Origin of the sequence: Stutzerimonas sp. S1, from assembly GCF_025966695.1 — a bacterium.
Lineage (GTDB): Bacteria > Pseudomonadota > Gammaproteobacteria > Pseudomonadales > Pseudomonadaceae > Stutzerimonas.
This window is the reverse complement of record NZ_JAOEIY010000007.1, coordinates 91,205-110,938: the sequence shown is the minus strand read 5'-3', so window position 1 is coordinate 110,938 and position 19,734 is coordinate 91,205. Positions and strand designations below refer to the sequence as shown.

Sequence of the window (19,734 nt, the reverse complement as noted above, 5' to 3'; positions counted from 1 at the left end):
ATACTGCCGGTGGCGGCAACGGGCTTGCCGCTCAGGATCAGCGCAGGTTGATGATGGTCTGCGTGATGGCGCTCTCGGTTTCGATGGTTTTGGCGTTCGCCTGATAGTTGCGCTGAGCGACGATCAGGTTGACCAGTTGGTCCGACAGTTCGACGTTGGAGTCTTCCAAGGCGCCGGCCTGCAACGCACCCAGCGTTCCGGACATCGGCGTGCCTACGACCGGCTCGCCGGACTCGAAAGACTGCACCCACTGTGTCTTGCCCACCGGCGTCAGGCCCTGCACGTTGGCAAAGTTGGCAAGAATGATTTGTCCCTGCACCTTGGACTGCCCGTTGGTGTAGCGGGCGAAGATCACGCCGGTGTCATCGATCTCCAGCCCGGCCAGCTCGCCGGTCGTGTAGCCATCCTGGGCAACGCTGTTGACAGCGAAGGTGCTGGCGTACTGCGAGGACTTGGAGAAGTCCAGAACAATTCCGCCAGGATTGGCCACCGCACCATTGGCCGACCAAGTTGCCGGAGTAGCCCCATCGGAGATGGCCGGAATCCAGCCACCTGTCGGTGGCATGCCTGTTGCCGAATTCAGCGTCACCTTCAGGTCAGGCGCGACGCTGAACAGTGCGGAGCCACCGTTGTCGACTGCGGTCAGCGCACCAGACGCATCGAAGGTCAATCCCATCACGTAGGGTTGAGCCGGCTCCTGAGCAGGGTCAGCTGGGTTACGCCCATCGATCAGCACTTTCATATCCCAAGTATTTGCGCCGGTCTTGACGAAGTACTGCGTCATGACATGCGCGTTACCTTGAGAGTCGTAGATGTTCAGCGAGGTAGAGCTGTTGTAGGTCGTTGGATCAGTAGGGTCGAAGGTCGCTGCGGCAGCATTCGCTGCCGCAGCCAGCTCGGCTGCATCCGGATTTGCCGGATCGACGGCATTGGTCTGGATGTAACTGTCGAATGCAGCCTGCCAAGTCGCCGGCGACGTCTGCGTAGAGTTCAGGTTAAACGCTGTGTTGATCTGGCTGGTCGCCTTGGGTGCCTGATTGGTGGTCTGGATCTGCAGATCACCTACGACACCACTCTGCAGATTGCCATTGCCGTCGACCGGATAGCCCTGCAGCTTGTAGCCGAAATTATCGACCAGGAAGCCCTCGCGATCAGTACCGAAATAACCAGCGCGGGTATAGCTCACCGCACCGTTGTTGCTGACCTGGAAGAAGCCGTTGCCGTTGATCGCCAGGTCCAGTGCGTTCTGCGTGTAGTTGATGTTGCCCTGGTTGAACTGCTGGGAGATGTTGGACATCAGCACGCCGCTGCCCTGCGGGTTCTTGCCAGTGCCCATCACGGACGCGGCATACACATCAGAAAACTCCGCGCGCGACTGCTTGAAGCCGACCGTACCGGCATTGGCGATGTTGTTGCCGGTGACGTTGAGATCCTTGCTTGCGGCACGCAGGCCGCTGAGACCGATATTGAAGGACATTGAATCGCTCCTTTCGCCGGGTGCCGGCGGTTATTGTCCGATGACCTGGACCTGGGAAAGCCCGATGCTGCCGATACCGGCCAGGTTGAGCATCAGCTCCCCGCCGTTCTGCCCGAGCGTGACACTGTCCACGTTGGCTGGAAGCAGGGTGTACAGCCCCTTGGTTTCGCCGTCGTAAGTAGCCTGTGCCTCGAACTTGTAGGTGCCAGGCGGCAAGGTCTTGCCGCTAGCATCCTTACCGTCCCACATGAACGAGACGTTGCCGGCCTGCTGCTGCCCGAGGTTGACGCGGCTGACCGAAGCGCCGGTGCTGTCGTAGATGTTGACGAACACGTTGCTGCTCGACGTTGGCAGCACCAGGCTGGCTTTGAAGGTTTCGCTGGTGTCTACCACCGCCTTGTCGGTCGGCACGATGACCTTGCGCCCGACCAGCGACGATGCCTGCAACGCTTGCGACGACTGGTAGCCTGACAGGATGGTCTCCATGCTGGAATTCAGTTTCTCGACGCCCTCGACAGTGCTGAACTGCGCCAGCTGACCGATGAACTCGCCGTTCTCCTGCGGCTCCAGCGGATTCTGGTTGTTCATCTGCGCGACCAGCAGTTCGAGAAACTCGTTCTTGCCGAGCTCTTCGCCTTTGGCCTCACGGTCCTTGCCGAACTGGTACTGGTCCAGTATCGAGCCGGTACCGCCAACGCCGCTTGTTGTGCTCATCAAAAGGCTCCCTTACTGACCCAGCGTCAGCACTTTCTGCAGCATGGTCTTGGCCGTGTTCATCAGCTCGGCGTTGGTCTGGAACGCGCGGCTGGCGGAAATCATGTCGGCCATTTCCTCCACCACGTTGACGTTCGGGTAGTAGACGTAGCCCTTATCGTCGGCCGCCGGGTGATTGGGCTCGTAACGGGCCTGCAGCTCGCTCTGGTCCTCTACCACACCGAGCACCTGCACACCGACGCCAGCTTGGTCCTGATCGGCGAACAGTGACTCGTTCGGCGCGCCACTGGCCTGCTGCAGCACGGTGGCGAAGACTGGATGACGAGCGCGGTAGGTCTGATCGACGCTGGAAGACACCGTCTCGGCGTTGGCGATGTTGCTGGAAATGGTATTCAGCCGAGTGCTCTGAGCACTCATGCCACTACCGGCAATATTGAAGACACTGCTAAGAGACATGGCTGGACTCCTTATTCGCCACGCAGGGCGCTCATCAGCCCGCGAAACTTGCTGTTAAGCAGCGTGAAGCTCGCCTGAAAATCGACGGCGTTCTGCGCGTAATTGGATTGTTCGATCTGCAGGTCGACGGTGTTCTGATCGAGCGAGGCGTGAGCCGGCGTGCGAAAGCGCAACGACGGATCGGCAATTTCCAGCCCTTCGACAGCTATGTGCCTGTCATTGGTCAACCTGGTGGCAAAGCCACCCTCACCCTTCGCCGTCTGCTCGGCCAGCACGCTGCTGAAGTCCAGATCACGTGCCTTGTAATTGGGTGTATCGGCGTTAGCGATGTTGTTGGCCAGCACCTCGGCACGCTGCGCGCGAAAACCGAGCGCCTTTTCATGTATGCCGAGTGCTTTGTCGAAACTGATGCTCATGGATCTGGACCTCTGCCGGATACAAGTCTGCTTGCGCAAACCTCAGCAAAGGCCATGCCATTTACGTAAACCCTTAATCTGCAAAGGATTTGCTGTATCCAATGGCATCCATCGCGTCAAAAGCGGCAAAGCATTACCGCCTCGTTGCCGCCACCGCCGGCTTGTATGACGGTTTTCTGCCGCTATCCGTCTGCCCACCATGAGCGTCGATGACCTGCCGCTCGGACGATCACTTGGCCTTGTAGATGATGCCCGGGCTGCACTGAACCATCTGGTAGAGCTCCGGCAGCCCATTGAGCGCTTCCGATGCACCGAGAAACAGATAGCCGCCCGGCTTGAGCGTGGCATGAATGCGTCGAAGGATGTCCTTCTTCACATCAGCGGAGAAATAGATCAGCACGTTTCGGCAAAACACGATGTCGAACTTGCCCAATGCGGCATAGCTGTCGAGCAGGTTCTGCACCCTGAACTCAACGCGCGTCCGAACTGCGGGCTTAACCGCCCATCGCCCGGGAGCCTTGACGTCGAAATAGCGCTGCAAGCGCTCACTGGACAACCCGCGGGCGATCGCCAAGCTGTCGTATTCGGCCGCCTTGCTGGCCGCAAGCATGGCCCCGGACAGCTCTGTGGCGACGATCTGCACGCCCAACCTGGGCTGACTCGGGCTGGCTCGCTCAAACTCGTCGATACTCATCGAAATCGAATACGGCTCCTGCCCCGAGGAGCAGGCTGCTGACCATATGCGCAGGCGCTGACCTGCACCAGCCTTGAGCAACTCCGGCAGCACGCGGGTCTTGAGCACCTCGAATGGGTAGGTATCACGAAACCACAGCGTTTCGTTGGTCGTCATGGCGTCAACGACCTGCTCACGCAGCCCAGACCTCGGCATCGCCTGGATCTTGCGAACCAGCTCACCGAGCGACTTGATGCCCTGCTGTTCCATCAGCTTGTTCAGTCGACTGGAAACCAGGTACTGCTTGTTGCTGCCCAGCAAAATGCCGCACGCTTTCTCAAGGAATATCCGGAACTGCTCGAAATCCTGATCGCCTGACACTAATTACTCCCGCCATGGTAATGAGAGGTCATAGCCTCAGTTTCGGTCCGCGTGTCTGATCCGCTCCGCCACGCGAGTGGCCAGATCGTCGGGCTGGAACTTGGCAAGGAAGTCGTCCGCGCCCACCCGTTTCACCATGTTCTGGTTGAATACCCCCGACAGCGAGGTATGCAGAAGAATATGCATATCCTGCATGCGAGGATCGTGACGTACCTCAGTAGTGAGGGTATAGCCATCCATCTCCGGCATTTCAATATCGGAGATCATCATCAGAAATTCGTCAGCCGGCCGCCGCCCCTCATCCGCCATCTGCTTCAGAAAGGTCAGCGCCTCGCGACCATCGTTCAGCGCGACCACTTCCACCCCGAGATTCTGCAGGCAGCGGATGATCTGCCTGCGCGCGACGGAAGAGTCATCGACGATGAGAACACGACATGACAAGGCCTTGATCTGAACGTCCGCATCCAGAATTTCGACAGATGCGACCTCTGAAACCGGCGCAGCCTCGGCGAGCACCTTTTCCACATCGATGATTTCAACAAGCTGGTTCTCGAAATGCGTAACTGCCGTGAGGTAATGATCGAGCCCTGCCCCCTTGGGCGGCGGTAGGATCTCCTCCCAGTTCATGTTCACGATGCGCTCGACCGAACGCACCAGAAAACCAAGGGTCTGGGTGTTGTATTCGGTGATGATGGTGAAGCTGTTCTGCAGATCAGCAAGCGCAGGTTTGCCAATCGCCAGAGCCAGATCCAGGATCGGCAACGTCGTGCCACGGATATTGGCGACCCCCCTGACGACCGGCCCCGACTTGGGCATCAGCGTGAGACGCGGACACTGCAGCACTTCCTTCACCTTGAACACATTGATGCCATACAACTGAGAGCCATCAAGGCGAAAAAGCAGCAACTCCAGTCGGTTCTGCCCCACCAGCTGCGTACGCTGGTTAACCGAATCCAATACACCGGCCATGCCTTAATCCTCTCGCTGTGCAAGTTGCACTGCTGAAACTGTGCGGGCGCATCAGGCACGCCACTTGCTTTGATTGAGCCATGAACGCTCAACCGACTGTATTCCGACGCATAGACCGGTTTCGGCCCTGTCTTGTCGCTGTGGCCTGCCTAACATTGCTCGGCACGAACTCGCTCGCGGCAGCACCGGCAACCACGTCACACCCTGAACAGCTTATCGACGAGACACAGCAGTTTCTTGAGCAAGCGGTCACTGACTACTTGCGACGCAGCGACATCGAAGGCCGTCACGAAATCGAGGTAAACCGCCTTGATCCCCGCTTGCGCCTGACGAGCTGCGACCAGCCGTTATCCACGAGACTCGAAAGCCCGGCCCAGCCGATCGGCCGCGTAACCGTTCGCGTCAGCTGCGAAGGCAGTTCGCCCTGGTCCGTTTTCGTTCCCGCCCAGGTCCGCCTGTACCGGCAAGTCGTCACAGCCATTCGCCCACTCAAACGCGAAAGCACACTCTCCGCTGCCGACGTCTCACTGGCCGAGCGCGATGTTTCGCTGCTTCCGCAGGGATACCTGACCTCGATCGAACAGGTATTGGGCAACAAGCTGACGCGGCCGGTTCAAGCCGACCAGGCGCTCACACCAAACGTCCTGCAACTCGCCGAAGTCGTGCGCAAAGGAGACCAGGTCGTCATCACCGCGCGAAGCGGCGGCATCAACGTGCGAATGCCCGGCGAAGCTATGTCTGACGGCGCGCCAGGTACGCAGATCCGCGTCAAGAACCAACGCTCCGGCCGCATCGTCAAAGCACGCGTGACCGGCCCCGGCCAGGTTGAGGTGGCCATGTAGCGCAGCATTGCGCACATGCCGGCGATACTCTGCGATGACGGCGTCGCATAAAAAAGCTAAAGTTCTCGCGACCATTGCCGAAAACCGGGCAAGCGTCCTGATTCCTTCGAGGTTTGCACCATGGTCATCGACTTCAATCGGCCCAATAGCACTCTTGGAACGACCACTGCACGCAGTGGTGTCCAGAGCAACGAGCGCCCCGCTTCCCAGCCTGCTTCCAGCGATGCGGCGCGCAATGCCAACAGCGCATCGGCGACAGCCGGTGAATCGGTACAGCTCAGCCCGGAGGCCCAGCGCCTACAGCAAGCGGTAGACAAGCTGAACGATCAACCCACCGTCGATCAGGAGCGAGTGGCCAAGCTCAAGCAAGCCATCGCCGATGGCAGCTACCAGGTGGATAGCCAACGTGTTGCCTCGAAGCTGCTAGCTTTCGAATCACAGCGCTAAAGGCGATTCACAGCGACCTCAGAGCCAGATATGCAAGACAAAACACTGCTCCAGCAACTCATTGGCGATATCGGCATCGCCCGCCGACTTCTTGAGCTTACTGAGCAAGAGTTTCAGGCACTGAGCGAACGCGATCTTGCGAAACTCGAAAGCATCCTGACGCAGAAGCAACCTCTACTTGCGCTGCTTGGCCAACACGGCACCGAGCGTAGCCAATGGCTGAGCGAACTTGGCCTGAGTTCAGATCGGGCAGGCCTGGAAGCTTTTGCCGCTTCATCGCCGCTTGGCAAGGAGCTCATCGAGCAGGCCGAAACCCTCGAAAGCACCCTGAACAATTGCCGCGACAGCAACGAACGCAACGGTCGATTGATCCGTGCAAATCGTGCGGCGATCGGTAGCACGCTGGACATTCTGCAGGGCACCAACAGCACGACGCCCGGCCTGTATGACAACCGCGGCGGCACCGCCAAAATCAGTCAACAGAGGCCCCTCAGCCAGGCCTGATACGCATCCCACACGGACGTACGAGCATCTCGCTTGCTCGCGACGCTGCTGTTGCGCTGGAGAGCTCCCGAACGTGTCAAACCTTTTCATCGACGAAGCTGGCCCACAACCCCCGAAAGTGCTGACAGCTCCGCTTGAGATCTACGCAAATCTGAAACCGCTCTTCGATAATCACGTACCGGTGATCATCCGCTTCAGCGAGCGCAATCAGCGCTATCAAAGCTTTCTGATCGAGATCAACCGCGAAAAAGGCTGGCTCGCACTGGATGAATTGATCCCCAACGACGGCGAGCGCCTGATGCTTCAAGGCGAGGCATTTCTTGCCGAAGCCTTTTACGAAGGGGTAAAGATTGCCTGGCACAGCTCGACACCAGCCCATCCAAGCGAGATGGACGGCGCCCGCTGCTATTGGATTCCGATTCCCAGCGAACTCACTTATCACCAGCGGCGCAATGCCTACCGAGCGCAACTGCAGGGCTCGCCATCCATCGCCATCCTGAGCGGTACCGCACTGCGAGGCTGCCTTGAAGGCAAGCTGCTCGACCTATCCGCCACAGGCTGCAAGTTGAGCTTCAAGGGAGACCAGCAGAGCCGCCTACAACCAGGCCAGGTATACGATCAACTTTCCCTCCGCCTGCCGATCGGTACCGTGCAAACCGCGGTGGAGTTACGACACGTTGTCTATGACGAAAAACTCGACCTATCCTACTGCGGCATGAGTTTCTATCGGATAAGCGGCCTTTCGCAGCGCCAGATCGAGCGATTCGTCTATCAACTGCAGCGGGAGGCGCGACGCGGCCAGACCGAAGGCCCTTTCAGCTAACCTGAAACAATGCCGCCTCAGGTTTCAGCCTATCGGCACTCAAGAGTGCCGCCCGCATTTATCCCCCTTGCGCACCATCCCAGTTAAGCCTCTACAAACTGGCGTGGGATCAGCACGATCACCCGCAGAACAGGCGCAAAAGCCAACTGACTGGTGTAGAGCGTAGCGTCGGAAGCTCGGGGGAAATGAGCTGCAGCGATGACATACTGGCGTCCCAGGCGAGGTTCGAACTCACAACCTTCCCCTTAGGAGGGGCAAATAAGCCCCTTACAAATCAAGCGCTTACCTTGTAAATCAAGCACTTAGCGTCCAGTTGCATCCGGTAAATCAGCTCCGTATAGTCACTTTTGCACCCACACTGCACCCATGGGGACACCGTGCGAGAGAAGCTGACGGCGCGTCGACTGAACAGCCTAGAAGTCACCGGCAAGGAATACGAAGTCCACGATACCACCGTGCCCGGCCTGTTTGTGCGCGTGACGGCGGCCGGTGCAAAGTCCTACGTTGTGACCTGGGCACGCGGTCGCAAGAAGGCGCTCGGCCGTGTCGGCATCCTGACGCTTGAGCAGGCCCGCGAAGAGGCGCTGCAGTACCTCAATGAGGCCCGCAAGCACGGCGAGCCGCTTGCGGTTACCCAAGGCCGCCGCGGTGCTGGCACCCCTACCCTGCGCAGCTTCATCGATGACCACTATATACCGTGGTTCAAGGCCCACCACAAAGGCCACGAGAAGACGCTGCACACGCTCGACACTAGCTTCGAGCCAATCATGCACCGCCGCCTCGATGAGATAACCGGCCGCGATCTGGAGCAGATCCGAACCGCTTGGCTCAACGGTGGCAACAAGCCCGCCACCGCTAACCGCAAGATGGGCAGCATCAGCGGGGTATTCAGCCGCGCTGTGGAATGGGCCTACCTGCCAGCCTCGCCCCTGGAGAAGGTCAAACAACTCAAGGTCGATACGATCGGCCGCATTCGCTACCTATCGAAGGACGAAGCCAAGGCCCTTAGGGACGCGCTGGACGCACGCGAGGAGCGAATCAGGGCAGAGCGTGATAGCGCAAACGAATGGCGCTCAAAACGCGGCAGAGAGGCTTTGCCAGACCTTCGCGCCATCGCCTTCGCCGATCACCTGAAGCCGATGGTTCTGCTATCGCTCAATACCGGAATGAGGCGCGGCGAGCTGTTCAACCTGCGATGGCAGGACGCGAAACTGCAAGCCAAGACGCTGACCATTGCCGGCGAAGGCGCCAAGACCAGCGAGACACGGCACATACCGTTGAACGCCGAAGCGCTGGCCACGCTGCAAGGATGGTACGACCAGGCGAGCGGTACCGGCTACATCTTCCCGGGTGAAGACGATAAACCCATGACGGACGTGAAAACCGCCTGGCTTGAGCTGCTTAAGAATGCCGGCATCGTCGGCTTCCGCTGGCACGATATGCGCCACGACTTCGCGTCGCGGCTGGTGATGGCTGGCGTACCGCTGAATACGGTGCGCGATCTGCTGGGGCACGCGGATATCAAGATGACGCTGCGCTATGCTCACCTTGCGCCGGACAGTAAGGCTGCTGCGGTCGAGCTATTGGGCTAACCCGGCACCCGCCGCACGAAATCAAACGGCACGATCGTCCTACTATCCTTGTGCTCTTCGACATGAAGCGTAAGAGACATGAAATAGTTGCCCACCTTGAACTTGTCGATGTAGCCGAGCCCAGGGAGATGATACGGAGCCATGTAGCTCTCAATGTTTTCGTCCCAGAATTCCGGGGTTGCCTTGATAGTTTCCCAAATCCGCTGCTCTTCGTAAGTCAGCAGCTCTGGCATAAATGCGCACAAGCCAAGAAATCGCGCCACTTCATCGGTCGTCCAAAACTCCGACACAGCGTTAGCTAACGGCCACGTCTCCCTCTTCCCGTCGATCACTACCGGCGTATCAAGGTCGAACGCTACCGATTCGACTGCCGCTTCGATCACGCTCGTAATCGACTGCCGTCGTACGCGGGACATCAGCTCGATCGTGTACTTGATCTTCGGATCAAGACGCAGCGTTAGAGTCTCGGTCTTCCGTGAACCTTGATTCGGCTTGTTCTTTGCCATCAGTCCTCTCCTCTTGATGCGAACGGATACTAGTCGCCAGTCGAATTGGTGTCTATGCGTCCTGTTGAGTTTATGTAATGCAGTTGACGTGCAGCACGTCCAGATTTAGGATTTGTCCACTGGCTCCTTTTGTAAGCCAGATGGAGAAGACCATGACCCAACTCGCAACGCTGCAACCCCTCGCCGTCGGCCCTGAAGAGGCTGCGCGCGCATCCGGCACCACCCGTTCCGCTGTTTACGAAGCCATTGCCCGCGGCGACCTCGTGTCGTTCAAGGCTGGCAAGCGCCGCCTGATCCTCGTCGAGGAACTGCGCGCCTGGCTGAACCGTATGGCAAAGGAGAACGCTCGGTGAACGCCCGTTTTGAGGCCCTGGAACGGGCCTTCCATCTAATCGACCGCAGCGGCAAAGTCATTGGGTGGCTGGCACTGCCAACCAACACCCGACTGATTGACCTCGAATACCTGCGCCACCTTGGCGCCTCTCGACTGGAGCTAGCGAAGTGAATACAGCAGTAATCGAAAAGGTGGACGCACTCGACGCCTATGACCTGGCGACCTATGCGCGCGAGCACGGCAAATGGCTTGGCTCGATAGCACGAGCGATCCAGCTCAACTGCAAGCACAAGAACGGCCGCGATGCGCTGGACCTCGCCAACCTTGCGCAGTACCTGGCCGACGATCTGAACAACTACATGGACACCGAAGCCGAGCGCATCAAGCGCGTGGAGGGGCTGCAATGAGCCGCATCACTGATCGCGAGGCGTTCGAGATGATCCAGCGCAACACCGCGGTGCTGACGAACGCCGGCAAAGGGCTGGAAGGCATCGGCCGGCTATTGGGCGCCGACGAATCGGAGCATCACCTAAGCGACGACGACCGGAGCAGCCTCGCGTATGCGGTGGCCGCCCTGGGCTCGATGATCTACGCGGCCGCCAACGAAGCATGGGGCTACGCCGCCCCGGACAGGGACGAATGGACATGAGAAAGGAAGCAGAGCGGAAACCCGAAGCGGTGCTGCAACACCGCCAAGGGCAAACACATTGGACTGCACCAAGTGAGGACTGAACTATGCCATCACACTCCGCAACCGAGCAAGACCGCCGACTGTTGGAAGCACTGAGGATTCATCCAGTGACGACCATCGAGGCCGCCAACGACCTGGATATCGTCCACCCGCCGTCAACGGTTCGCCGTCTGCGTCGGCGTGGCTTTGATATCCGCACGCAATGGGCCTATCAGGCCACCGAGCCGGGCAGACCGCCGCACCGTGTGGGGCAATACGTCCTGATGCAGGAAGCAGCGGCCTAGCGGCCATAACGCTGGCGGGGCGCCCTGCCCTGCCAGCCATTGCGCGAGTTCGATATGGCAGGCAAATCAAAGCCCAAATCGGGGCCACCTTTCTTCCGGCTGGAGCGGCGCCTTGTTCAATCGCCCGGGCATCGAGCATTGAGCTTCGTTGCCCGCGTGGTGCTGCAAGAGCTGATGTCTCAGTACAACGGGGGCAACAACGGCGATCTGTCAGCCACGCGCACGATGGCTAGGGAATGGGGGATCGGCTCACCGTCGACGCTACAGAAGGCGCTCAGCGATCTCGAGTCGGCAGGCTGGATCACTCAGACTCGTAGCAGTCTGTTCAACAAGCACGGCGCCCGCTGCGCGCTCTACGCACTGTCCTGGCTTCCGGTAAACGAGTGCCCCGGCAAAGACCTTGAGGTAGGCCCGACTAGAGCACCGCTGCGCCCTTTGCCGACACTGCTCAATTCGATTTCTTCCTGTTCAGAAAATGAACACGTACCGGTTCAGATAGTGAACACGTAGCGAATTCTGTTCGTTCGGGTTTATCCGGTTCGGTTTGGCGTTATCGCCTACGTGTCCAGAAACCGAACCGTAATCGCTGTTCTACGTGTTCAGAAAGTGAACACCCTTTTAGATTCTGCCAGGTATCTACTGATATTCAGGGCAGCAAGTGGCTACAAACGAGGAGCGTCACGCATGACCAACATCGTTCATATCGACCCTGACCGCGGAATCGTGGCCGACGACCAAGGGGCGCACATCGACGCATTCGGCCAGGCGATGCTGCTCGGCATCTTCTCCGACCTCTGCCAGCTTCGTGATGGCGAGATCGCTCCAAGCGGGGCCATTGCCCTGGACGGGATCGCCAAGCGCTTGGGCAAGCTGCTGGAGCGCTACGAACCATGAAGCCGGGAGAGCTCTCACTGTTCGCCAAGATCGCGCCAATGGTCATCCACTGTGACGGAGCGGTCGCCGCGTTGGAGATGTACCAGGCCGACGCCGACCGGGGCGAGCTGGATACCAAGATGCTGTCGGGATTCCTGCAAGGCCTGTTCGCTGCCGGCGTGCTCAGCGACGAGGATCTGGCGATACTCGACACCAGGCGCTTCCACTGACCCACCAGACCCCGCCACCGAGCGGGGTTTTTAATGCGCTCAGAACTGAGCACGTTTCGTGCACCAAGCGTTCAGCGCGCCTATGCGATCAAGCGCCGGAAAGAAATCTGGGAGATTCGGAATCCTTCTCTGGGTGGAACAACTTGTTCCACCCAAAAAGCAACAGAGCACAAGGACCGCCCGCAGAACCAGAAGCAGTTCGCCGCCGACACTGCCGAAGCCACCGGCCAGTCGAAGCAGGACATCAACCGCCACGTCTCCCGCGCCGAAGCCCTGGGCGATGACCTTCTGGAAGTGACCGGCACATCACCCATTCCGAGCGCGTTGCGATTGGCGAGGCTATCGAGCAGGAGCTGCAAGGCCGCGTAGGTAATCCGAATCTGAAAGACTCAATCCCGGAAAATTTTCCGGAATTGCCGAAAGGCGATACCCGCGACCTAGCTGCAAAAGCTGCCGGCTTCGGCAACGTCAGTTCAACACCTGTTCAACGCCCGTTGAAACCCAACCCTAACCGGCTGGGTTATCGATGGGTTTCAAGAGTGGCGAAAGCGCCACGGTGGGGCTCCCTACCAATATCAGGCGAAACTACCAAAACTGGTAGTTTCGACGACGCATCGTAAGGCTAATAACCGGGACACCAGATGTTTGCACTACTGGCAACTCTGGGACTTTTCCGATGGACCTACCCAGCACCACCGCGCCACCGTGTAGGAATCAACACACTGTGTCGTTTTCGACACGCGAGACAGACCAACCTGTCCGACTCGGACCAGATCGGCGGTTTCACTCGATCAAGTTAGAGGGTTTCCCGCTATCAAGGCAGGGGGATATCCCCACTTCTGGGGATATCTCACTGAGACCGAACCGTCTCAGTGAGACCAAAATGTCTCACTCGCCCACCGTCGGTGGATGGATCAGATCTGCGCCATCCACTTTCCCACCATTGGTGGCAAAGCCGGTTTCCGCCCCGAATTGGGGGCGATCAAATCCCCCTGATTCGGGGTATTTACCGCGGCCGGGTTGCCCCTAGCCAATTCCGGTAGATTCCCGGATTTACGGGTATGTACGGCAGGCCCACCAGCACCGGCTAAAACCCTCAAATCCGAGGGCTTTAAATGTGGGATTGCGTCACCTTTAGATGTGATTCCGAGCCACATCTACCGCTACAGCCAAACGCCGAATTTGGTGTCTGGCCGCCCTCGCGAATTGGCAATTAATCTTGAATGGTGACCAATCTACCGTTATGGAAATACAGGTACATCCGCTCGTGCTCGTTATCGATGTCGGTCCTGTATATCCACTGCTCGCGCACAAGCATCTTCGATTCCGTTGTGTTCTTGTCGTCTGGAAACCCCCAGGCGTCCAGAGCCAGAACTTCATCCGAAGTCATCCCAAGTGATAAGCCTTCCCGAAGCGTGCGGCCCCAATACCGCGATGCTTGAGCAATGCGCCGCTGGCGTGCCCGCTCCTCAAGCTCAGCTATCCGGGCGTTTGACCGAGCTATCGATTCCCTGCCCTCACGCATCTTCCGCTCATACGGCGACTCTGGCGGCGGCGGAATATCCACAATTTCAGCGCTTTCCCCTTTCCCGCAGGGCCTGTCGGTCAGGTTGAGCTTCCCGTCCGGACCAGTACATTTGTAGATTTCTGCATGAGCCGCTAGAGGCAGCAGTAATCCGAACAGGTAGGCTTTCATCGCAACTCCTTTTGCTCCGTCATGACTGTTAAATTCTTCAGTCCGCTATCGATTTCTGTGTGTCTCTGGCGCAGCACCTCTAGCTCATCGCACCTTGGCATATAGCGCTGGCTCATCAGCTCACACTTTATCGACTACACAGTCTTGGCCAGGATGCGGTCGAGCCGAACCGTGACTCTACCGTCACGCGCGCTGATTCGGCCGACAACTTTCATCAGAAGATCCGCGCCAGCCTGACAACCGTTGGTGATGGCTCCAATCGGGGCTATCGCACAGGACGGCTATCCCATCGAATGTGAGGGATTTAGATGTATCTCCAGTTCACTTGTACTTCTGGGGCAGCATCACACTTCGCCGTTACAGCCAGACGCCGATCTGGCGCCCGACCGACTGGAGGATTGCGCAGTCGCTCGCCGCGACTCCTTGTCTCTAAAGACCCTATTGCCGTAATGGCATTTTTACATCATCTTTCGCATCCGCACGATATCGATGACTAGCCGAAGCAAGCCCTGCAGTGATTACCGTACTCGTGCAGCGGCTATCAGGCATACAAATACTACAACGCAAGGAAGCACGATGAAGAAAGCGCTCTTAATGGCACTTGCCCTCCCGCTCGCAGCAATGGCGGTAGAAGACAAGGAGGTCGCACTATGCGCCGCCAAAAAAGACACCGTTGCGCGACTTGCCTGTTTCGATCAGATGGCCGACAGGCACGATCTAGCACCAAAGACGGTCGTCACGCCTTCCGCTGGTAAAGGCAAGTGGACTACCGCCACGAACACCGACCCTTTAACTGACCAATCTGTACATCTGGCGTTCTTGGACGCGGATCGCGGGATCGGCCGGTTCGGCGAAACCATCGACCTTGTAGTTCGCTGCAAAGCAAACGAGACCGAGATGTACATCAACTGGCAGTCATTCCTCGGTATGGACGGGACAACCGTCACTCACCGCATCGACAAAAACAAGGCCGTCTCGTCAACTTGGGATGTATCTACTGACCACAAATCGGCCTTCATGCGGGCACCGGTTACTGCACTCAAGCAAATGGCTGAGGGCGAGAGCTTCATCGCGAATGTAACCCCCTACGGAGAAAGCCCAGTGACAGCCGTATTCGATATCAGCGGCGCCGGAGAGGCGTTGAAAGACATTCGTCAAAGCTGTAGCTGGTGATCAATGAAGAAGCTCTCGGCTCTCATCGCGGTTGTCGTTGTCTCTGTGCTGGCCTACACGCAACTGACCATTTTCTGCATTCCCCCCATCGGCGCAGTGCCCGAAGGGAGGACGATCATCATGCTGCGCCTCAACAAGACGCAGTTCATAGACAGTCCGGATGCTATGTGTGAGCGTATCCAGGGCGGGGTAAATCTCCTTTGCCGCGGTATGGTGCTTGGCGCAGTGGCAAGCAACGGGACCGTTCTAGCCCGCCTCCCGTACGTCGACTCGCTCTATCTAGCTTCAACGGGCGGGAGGCGTTTTTGATTGATGGTTGCTAACCAACTGTCATCGGCAACGGTCTAGCCTGCAGCGACCTAAACGAAGGCCCTGCCGGAAACTTGTACACGCAAGGATGCTAAATCATGAGTTATCTGGTGCTAACCCGCCGACAAGGCGAAAAAATCACCCTGCGCGTCCAGCCAGGCACGAATGCCGAGGATCTCCTCGCTGAGCTGTTGCTGGACGGCATCACCGTTACGGTTAAAGAGATCAAGGGCGGCAAGGCGCAAATCGCGATCGAAGCCCCACTAGATCTGCAGATTCTGCGGAGCGAGCTGGAGGAAGCATGAACGTCCGTTTGCCCTCCAGCCCTGCGTTGGCAATCTGCCGCCACCTTCGCTGGGAAATACGAACTGCTGAATAATTCAATTGAGGATGGCGGCTCCCTCGGCTGCTTAACCGTAGCTCTCTGATAGATACGAGGCAGTAATGACCCCCGCCGAGCAAATTCTGCATGAGCAGGCAATCCGATTCGCGAAAGCACACAAGAAGCCGATCGCCCGTGAGCTTGCTTGCAAAAAGCGGTTCCCGCCTGAATCGGAGCCTGTATCGGTGTTCATGGCAGGCTCACCAGGCGCAGGCAAGACCGAGGCATCTATCGAACTGCTGAGCCTTTTTAGTGATACTCCGATTCTCAGAATCGATGCAGATGAGTTGCGAGAACGGTTCGCGGGCTACGATGGAACCAACGCGTGGCTCTTCCAATACCCTGCGTCCATCCTGGTCGAGAAAATTGTTGATATGGCTTTGGAGAACCGGCAGTCCTTTTTACTCGACGGCACTCTGTCGAGCCTCGACAAAGCCACTTCTAACGTCCAGCGATCGCTTGGGCGAGGCAGGTTCGTTCAAATTCTGTATGTCTATCAAGACCCTATGCTGGCCTGGCAGTTCGTACAGGCAAGGGAAGCAGCAGAGGGAAGGCGCATTCTCCCTGAGCATTTCGTCGAACAGTACTTTGCTGCGCGTGACGTGGTGAACGCTCTTAAGCTAAAGTTCGGTAAGGACGTTCACGTCGACCTATTGTTGAAGCACATCGACAATTCGAACCGCCTCTACAAAGCTGGTGTCGATAAGATCGACTACCATATCCCGGAGAGGCACACGAGGCTCTCGCTGGCAACAGCGCTGGGACTCAACACTGGAGCTATCACATGATCGGGTTTCTGCAGACATCTCGGAAAGAAACGAAAAGCGCGTTTGCCGATTTTATCCGCAACGCAAAATCGGACGAGAAGAAGCGCGTTTACAATACCGTGATTACTCAGGCCACGAAGCGTCAGCGGGAAGTACTTGAGTCAGTGCGCGCGCGCTAAACGCGCCCTCAGAATGATGCTAAGGCCTCGCGTAAGCGGGGCTTTTTTGTACCGCCAGCTGAGGCCTCGCTCCAATGATGGCCTACCGCACCACCATAAGCTCATCCCACCGTGTCGTGTATCGCTGGCTCATCATCTCTCGTTTCATTGACCAGTCAGCGGTAGCTGGGATGCGCCCGAGCCGAACCGTGCCTCGGCCTTCCCGCGCATTGATGCGATCGACAACTTCCATCAGCCGATCGGCGCCGGGTCGAGGTGCATCCGCGAACAGGTCGCCAGTGAATTCGCCGCGCTGACGCAGATCCATCAGCAGTACCTCCGCCTTGCTGTAGGCGTAGCCGGTCCGAAAAATCGCTTCCAGCCCACGAACGGCCGCGGCGGCGAGCACTCGGGTGTCATCGGTGGGATATGGCAGAGGGCAGCTGATTGCGTTGGCGTAGCGCGGCTGGTTGGGGTTGTGCATTCCGGTACGAATCGCAACCTGCAGCGCGCCGGCCAGGCTATTCTGTGCGCGAAGCTTCTCTGCGGCCTTGGTGACGTAGGCCACGACCGCCTCACGGATCGGCGCGACGTCGCGCAGGCGGCTACCGAACATCTTCGAGGAGCAAATCATCTGCCGGGGCGGTACCGCCTCCTCCAGTTCGAGGCATGAAATCCCACGCAGCTCCCGGGCTGTTTTCTCCAGCACCACGCTGAACTGGCGGCGCAGCGACGCCGGCTCGTACTGCGCCAGATCCCAGGCCGTTTGAATGCCCAGCGGGCGTAGGCGAGCAGTCAGCCGTCGGCCAACGCCCCACACTTCGCTTACCTCTGTCATCCGCAACAGCTTGTCCCGTCGCTCCGGGTCGCGCAGGTCGATCACCCCGCCGGACTTGCGCCAGGTCTTGGCTGCCCAGTTGGCGAGCTTGGCCAAGGTCTTCGTCGGCCCAATTCCAACCCCCACCGGAATGCCGGTCCAGCGCAGCACTCGCTCCCGCGCCTCATGCCCCAGCGGCAACAAATCGCCCGTCATCCCTGTCAGGTCGGCGAACGCCTCGTCGATGCTGTACACCTCGATTCGCGGAAACATCCCCTCCAACGTCGTCATCACCCGGGCACTCATCTGCCCGTAAAGCTCATAGTTGCTTGAGAAACAGACCACGCCCCACTCGCGCATCTGGTCGCGCCATTGGAAATACGGAGCGCCCATCGGAATGCCGAGCCGTTTGGCCTCTCGCGTGCGGGCAATGACGCAGCCGTCGTTATTGCTCAGCACCACGACCGGAACACCATCGAGCCACGGCCGGTAGACGCGCTCACAGGAGCAATAGAACGAGTTGCAGTCGATCAGCGCGAACATAGCTGGTGCAAATTGTGAGTGGCCACGCCCCAAACGTGCAGGGACTCGGTAACGCGGATCGCGCGGTAATCGGGATTCTCGGCCTGCAGCCACACGCCTTCCTGCGACACCTGCAACCGTTTAACCGTCATGCCGCCGTCGACGTAGGCAACGACAATGTGCCCGGCGCGAGCCTCCAGTGCCCGGTTCACCACGAGCACATCGCCGTCGTAAATGCCGGCGCCGACCATACTGGGACCCTCTACCCTCACCAGATAGACGTGTGGCGTACGCAGGTCGACCAGCTCATCAATAGATAGCGTGACCTCCTCATAGTCCGCCGCGGGCGAAGGAAAGCCCGCTGGAACGCGAGTGTCGACGAACTGGAGGAATGTTGACGACGGGCCAAGCTGGCCGAGGATAGTGGCGCGCATGATACTGCTCTGCGATTACTGTATATGTGTACAGTAAACCGCGAGCACTTCATGCGGTCAATGAAGTAAGGCAGCCATCCGATAGCAGGCTGGAGGGGATATGTGCGGTCGCTTTACACAGTACCGAACAGCGGTCGAGTACCTGGATGCGCTGCGCTATGACAAGCCGATCGAGAGCGGCATCGATCCAGAGCCGATAGGTCGCTTCAACGTAACGCCGCGCTCGAAGGTAATGATCTTCTACGAGACAGACACCGGCTTACGGATGGCGCGGTTACCGTGGGGCTATCAGCCATTTTGGGCAATGGGAAAACGACCGCCAGCCATCAACGCGCGTGTCGAGACGGCAGCGACCAGCCGGTTTTTCCGAGACATCTGGGCCACCGGTCGAACGCTAGTTGCGGCAGATGGGTGGTTCGAGTGGGTAAAAGACGCCACCGACCCGAAGAAGAAACAGCCTTACTACATCCGTCGCAAGGACGGCGCGCCGCTATGGTTCGCCGCGCTGGCTCAGCTGGATCGCACCGGCCTGACCGATCGCAACGGGGATGGGTTCGTAATCATCACCGCCGACAGCGACCAGGGGATGCTGGACATCCATGATCGACGGCCTGTCGTGTTTGAGGCTGACCGCGCGCGAGAATGGATCGAGCCGGACCTGTCTTTAGAACGAGCCGAGGAACTGGCTCGCGACTTGGCATTACCGGTCGACGCCTTCGAATGGTTCGCTGTAGATAAGGCGGTCGGGAACGTTCGCAATGAAGGCCGGCATTTGATCGAGCCGACATCCTCACCCTTGCTCTGATCCTAGGCTCGGGCCTCCCAGCAGGCGCTGTTAGTGATGCCCCGATTTGGTCCCGCCGCACATCATGCACTTGCTGTAATCACCCCAGCGGCCCTCAAGGTGCCTGACGAAGCCGCCGCATCGATGACAACCGCCATCGGCGCCGTTCTCCCATCGGTACATGAGGAGCAAGCGCCAGGCGAACCAAAGAGCGCCCCAGCACGATAGTCCAGCCAGAAACCACCTGACAGGGACAATCACAGCCTCAAGCGTCGGCCGCAGCATCGGGCTAAGGGTGTCCATCGCGCCGCCTGTGAAGACCAGCAGAATCAGCCCAAGCAGCATGAGTGCCGTTGGCAGTGCGAATAGCCGAACAGCTCGCTCGACAGCCGTTACGTTGATTTCCACCTGAATACCTCCCTGTATGTGATAGCCAAACGCTAGCCATAAAGCGCGTGGTTGTCTCCCCCGGAGGAATCT

Annotated in this window: 30 protein-coding genes; 20 read left to right on the top strand and 10 right to left on the bottom strand. The window is 58.6% G+C overall.

Translation table 11 applies throughout. The features are described from left to right. Nucleotides 1-37 precede the first annotated feature (37 nt). The 6 genes from N8H22_RS16365 to N8H22_RS16340 form a co-directional block, all read right to left on the bottom strand. On the bottom strand, nucleotides 38-1,477 hold the full coding sequence (locus N8H22_RS16365) for a flagellar hook protein FlgE (RefSeq protein ID WP_264591568.1): 1,440 nt from the start codon (nucleotides 1,475-1,477) through the stop codon (nucleotides 38-40). 30 nt (nucleotides 1,478-1,507) lie between these two features. Then, entirely contained in the window at nucleotides 1,508-2,191 is a 684-nt protein-coding gene (flgD, locus tag N8H22_RS16360; protein WP_264591567.1) for a flagellar hook assembly protein FlgD, read from the bottom strand. Nucleotides 2,192-2,203: 12 nt separating this feature from the next. Beyond that, the gene (gene flgC / locus N8H22_RS16355) at nucleotides 2,204-2,647 is read right to left on the bottom strand and encodes a flagellar basal body rod protein FlgC (protein ID WP_264591566.1); all 444 of its coding nucleotides are present in this window, start codon (nucleotides 2,645-2,647) and stop codon (nucleotides 2,204-2,206) included. A gap of 11 nt (nucleotides 2,648-2,658) precedes the next feature. Next, the gene (gene flgB, locus N8H22_RS16350) at nucleotides 2,659-3,063 is read right to left on the bottom strand and encodes a flagellar basal body rod protein FlgB (RefSeq protein ID WP_264591565.1); all 405 of its coding nucleotides are present in this window, start codon (nucleotides 3,061-3,063) and stop codon (nucleotides 2,659-2,661) included. Between the two features lie 229 nt (nucleotides 3,064-3,292). Continuing rightward, nucleotides 3,293-4,117, bottom strand: a complete 825-nt coding sequence (gene cheR, locus N8H22_RS16345) for a protein-glutamate O-methyltransferase CheR (RefSeq protein ID WP_264591564.1) — start codon at nucleotides 4,115-4,117, stop codon at nucleotides 3,293-3,295. A 36-nt stretch (nucleotides 4,118-4,153) separates the two neighbouring features. Beyond that, the gene (locus N8H22_RS16340; RefSeq protein ID WP_264591563.1) at nucleotides 4,154-5,086 is read right to left on the bottom strand and encodes a chemotaxis protein CheV; all 933 of its coding nucleotides are present in this window, start codon (nucleotides 5,084-5,086) and stop codon (nucleotides 4,154-4,156) included. Nucleotides 5,087-5,166: 80 nt separating this feature from the next. On the opposite strand from N8H22_RS16340, the gene flgA reads away from it, so the two are divergent. From flgA to N8H22_RS16315, 5 genes are all read left to right on the top strand, one after another. Then, nucleotides 5,167-5,928, top strand: coding sequence for a flagellar basal body P-ring formation chaperone FlgA (gene flgA, locus N8H22_RS16335; protein ID WP_264591562.1), 762 nt, complete (start codon nucleotides 5,167-5,169; stop codon nucleotides 5,926-5,928). Between the two features lie 120 nt (nucleotides 5,929-6,048). Continuing rightward, entirely contained in the window at nucleotides 6,049-6,375 is a 327-nt protein-coding gene (gene flgM / locus N8H22_RS16330) for a flagellar biosynthesis anti-sigma factor FlgM (RefSeq protein ID WP_264591561.1), read from the top strand. Between the two features lie 30 nt (nucleotides 6,376-6,405). Beyond that, the gene (locus tag N8H22_RS16325) at nucleotides 6,406-6,879 is read left to right on the top strand and encodes a flagellar protein FlgN (RefSeq protein ID WP_264591560.1); all 474 of its coding nucleotides are present in this window, start codon (nucleotides 6,406-6,408) and stop codon (nucleotides 6,877-6,879) included. 73 nt (nucleotides 6,880-6,952) lie between these two features. Beyond that, nucleotides 6,953-7,702 carry a flagellar brake protein gene (locus tag N8H22_RS16320; RefSeq protein ID WP_264591795.1) on the top strand — a complete coding sequence of 250 codons (750 nt, stop codon included), beginning with the start codon at nucleotides 6,953-6,955 and terminating at the stop codon, nucleotides 7,700-7,702. A 377-nt stretch (nucleotides 7,703-8,079) separates the two neighbouring features. After that, nucleotides 8,080-9,294, top strand: a complete 1,215-nt coding sequence (locus N8H22_RS16315) for a site-specific integrase (RefSeq protein WP_264591559.1) — start codon at nucleotides 8,080-8,082, stop codon at nucleotides 9,292-9,294. On the opposite strand, the gene N8H22_RS16310 is transcribed toward N8H22_RS16315, so the two are convergent. Continuing rightward, the gene (locus N8H22_RS16310) at nucleotides 9,291-9,800 is read right to left on the bottom strand and encodes a hypothetical protein (RefSeq protein WP_264591558.1); all 510 of its coding nucleotides are present in this window, start codon (nucleotides 9,798-9,800) and stop codon (nucleotides 9,291-9,293) included. The genes N8H22_RS16315 and N8H22_RS16310 overlap by 4 nt on opposite strands. Before the next feature lie 152 nt (nucleotides 9,801-9,952). Here N8H22_RS16310 and N8H22_RS16305 point away from each other — a divergent pair, with 152 nt between their 5' ends. The 9 genes from N8H22_RS16305 (at nucleotide 9,953) to N8H22_RS16265 (ending at nucleotide 12,581) form a co-directional block, all read left to right on the top strand. Next, nucleotides 9,953-10,153 (top strand): helix-turn-helix domain-containing protein, encoded by a 201-nt coding sequence (locus N8H22_RS16305; RefSeq protein WP_058064166.1) that lies wholly within the window; start codon nucleotides 9,953-9,955, stop codon nucleotides 10,151-10,153. Continuing rightward, entirely contained in the window at nucleotides 10,150-10,305 is a 156-nt protein-coding gene (locus N8H22_RS16300; protein ID WP_264591557.1) for a hypothetical protein, read from the top strand. Before N8H22_RS16305 ends, N8H22_RS16300 begins: the two co-directional genes overlap by 4 nt. Continuing rightward, entirely contained in the window at nucleotides 10,302-10,541 is a 240-nt protein-coding gene (locus N8H22_RS16295; RefSeq protein WP_264591556.1) for a hypothetical protein, read from the top strand. The genes N8H22_RS16300 and N8H22_RS16295 overlap by 4 nt, the downstream gene beginning before the upstream one ends. Then, on the top strand, nucleotides 10,538-10,783 hold the full coding sequence (locus tag N8H22_RS16290) for a hypothetical protein (protein WP_045632001.1): 246 nt from the start codon (nucleotides 10,538-10,540) through the stop codon (nucleotides 10,781-10,783). Before N8H22_RS16295 ends, N8H22_RS16290 begins: the two co-directional genes overlap by 4 nt. Before the next feature lie 86 nt (nucleotides 10,784-10,869). Beyond that, nucleotides 10,870-11,109, top strand: coding sequence for a helix-turn-helix domain-containing protein (locus N8H22_RS16285; protein WP_125885646.1), 240 nt, complete (start codon nucleotides 10,870-10,872; stop codon nucleotides 11,107-11,109). A gap of 54 nt (nucleotides 11,110-11,163) precedes the next feature. Beyond that, the gene (locus N8H22_RS16280; protein ID WP_058064164.1) at nucleotides 11,164-11,619 is read left to right on the top strand and encodes a MarR family transcriptional regulator; all 456 of its coding nucleotides are present in this window, start codon (nucleotides 11,164-11,166) and stop codon (nucleotides 11,617-11,619) included. A gap of 174 nt (nucleotides 11,620-11,793) precedes the next feature. Continuing rightward, nucleotides 11,794-12,003, top strand: coding sequence for a hypothetical protein (locus N8H22_RS16275; protein ID WP_264591555.1), 210 nt, complete (start codon nucleotides 11,794-11,796; stop codon nucleotides 12,001-12,003). After that, nucleotides 12,000-12,212, top strand: coding sequence for a hypothetical protein (locus N8H22_RS16270; protein WP_264591554.1), 213 nt, complete (start codon nucleotides 12,000-12,002; stop codon nucleotides 12,210-12,212). Before N8H22_RS16275 ends, N8H22_RS16270 begins: the two co-directional genes overlap by 4 nt. A 33-nt stretch (nucleotides 12,213-12,245) precedes the next feature. Continuing rightward, entirely contained in the window at nucleotides 12,246-12,581 is a 336-nt protein-coding gene (locus tag N8H22_RS16265; RefSeq protein ID WP_264591553.1) for a hypothetical protein, read from the top strand. Between the two features lie 844 nt (nucleotides 12,582-13,425). Here N8H22_RS16265 and N8H22_RS16260 read toward each other — a convergent pair. Further along, nucleotides 13,426-13,908 carry a DUF4124 domain-containing protein gene (locus N8H22_RS16260; RefSeq protein WP_264591552.1) on the bottom strand — a complete coding sequence of 161 codons (483 nt, stop codon included), beginning with the start codon at nucleotides 13,906-13,908 and terminating at the stop codon, nucleotides 13,426-13,428. Between the two features lie 576 nt (nucleotides 13,909-14,484). Here N8H22_RS16260 and N8H22_RS16255 point away from each other — a divergent pair. The 5 genes from N8H22_RS16255 (at nucleotide 14,485) to N8H22_RS16235 (ending at nucleotide 16,718) form a co-directional block, all read left to right on the top strand. Then, complete coding sequence (locus N8H22_RS16255) at nucleotides 14,485-15,081, top strand: type VI secretion protein (protein WP_264591551.1); 597 nt, start codon at nucleotides 14,485-14,487, stop codon at nucleotides 15,079-15,081. Between the two features lie 3 nt (nucleotides 15,082-15,084). Beyond that, a complete protein-coding gene (locus tag N8H22_RS16250) occupies nucleotides 15,085-15,390 on the top strand; it encodes a hypothetical protein (RefSeq protein ID WP_264591550.1) in 306 nt (101 codons plus the stop codon). A gap of 98 nt (nucleotides 15,391-15,488) precedes the next feature. Further along, nucleotides 15,489-15,695 (top strand): carbon storage regulator, encoded by a 207-nt coding sequence (locus tag N8H22_RS16245; RefSeq protein WP_264591549.1) that lies wholly within the window; start codon nucleotides 15,489-15,491, stop codon nucleotides 15,693-15,695. Between the two features lie 139 nt (nucleotides 15,696-15,834). Continuing rightward, nucleotides 15,835-16,560, top strand: a complete 726-nt coding sequence (locus tag N8H22_RS16240) for a zeta toxin family protein (protein WP_264591548.1) — start codon at nucleotides 15,835-15,837, stop codon at nucleotides 16,558-16,560. After that, nucleotides 16,557-16,718 (top strand): hypothetical protein, encoded by a 162-nt coding sequence (locus tag N8H22_RS16235; RefSeq protein WP_264591547.1) that lies wholly within the window; start codon nucleotides 16,557-16,559, stop codon nucleotides 16,716-16,718. Before N8H22_RS16240 ends, N8H22_RS16235 begins: the two co-directional genes overlap by 4 nt. Nucleotides 16,719-16,800: 82 nt before the next feature. Here N8H22_RS16235 and umuC read toward each other — a convergent pair whose 3' ends face one another. Together umuC and umuD are read right to left on the bottom strand one after the other, a co-directional pair. Further along, complete coding sequence (gene umuC, locus N8H22_RS16230) at nucleotides 16,801-18,057, bottom strand: translesion error-prone DNA polymerase V subunit UmuC (protein ID WP_264591546.1); 1,257 nt, start codon at nucleotides 18,055-18,057, stop codon at nucleotides 16,801-16,803. Continuing rightward, nucleotides 18,045-18,470 carry a translesion error-prone DNA polymerase V autoproteolytic subunit gene (gene umuD, locus N8H22_RS16225; protein WP_234302658.1) on the bottom strand — a complete coding sequence of 142 codons (426 nt, stop codon included), beginning with the start codon at nucleotides 18,468-18,470 and terminating at the stop codon, nucleotides 18,045-18,047. The genes umuC and umuD overlap by 13 nt, the downstream gene beginning before the upstream one ends. 100 nt (nucleotides 18,471-18,570) lie before the next feature. On the opposite strand from umuD, the gene N8H22_RS16220 reads away from it, so the two are divergent. After that, entirely contained in the window at nucleotides 18,571-19,275 is a 705-nt protein-coding gene (locus N8H22_RS16220; protein ID WP_264591545.1) for an SOS response-associated peptidase family protein, read from the top strand. Nucleotides 19,276-19,734 lie beyond the last annotated feature (459 nt).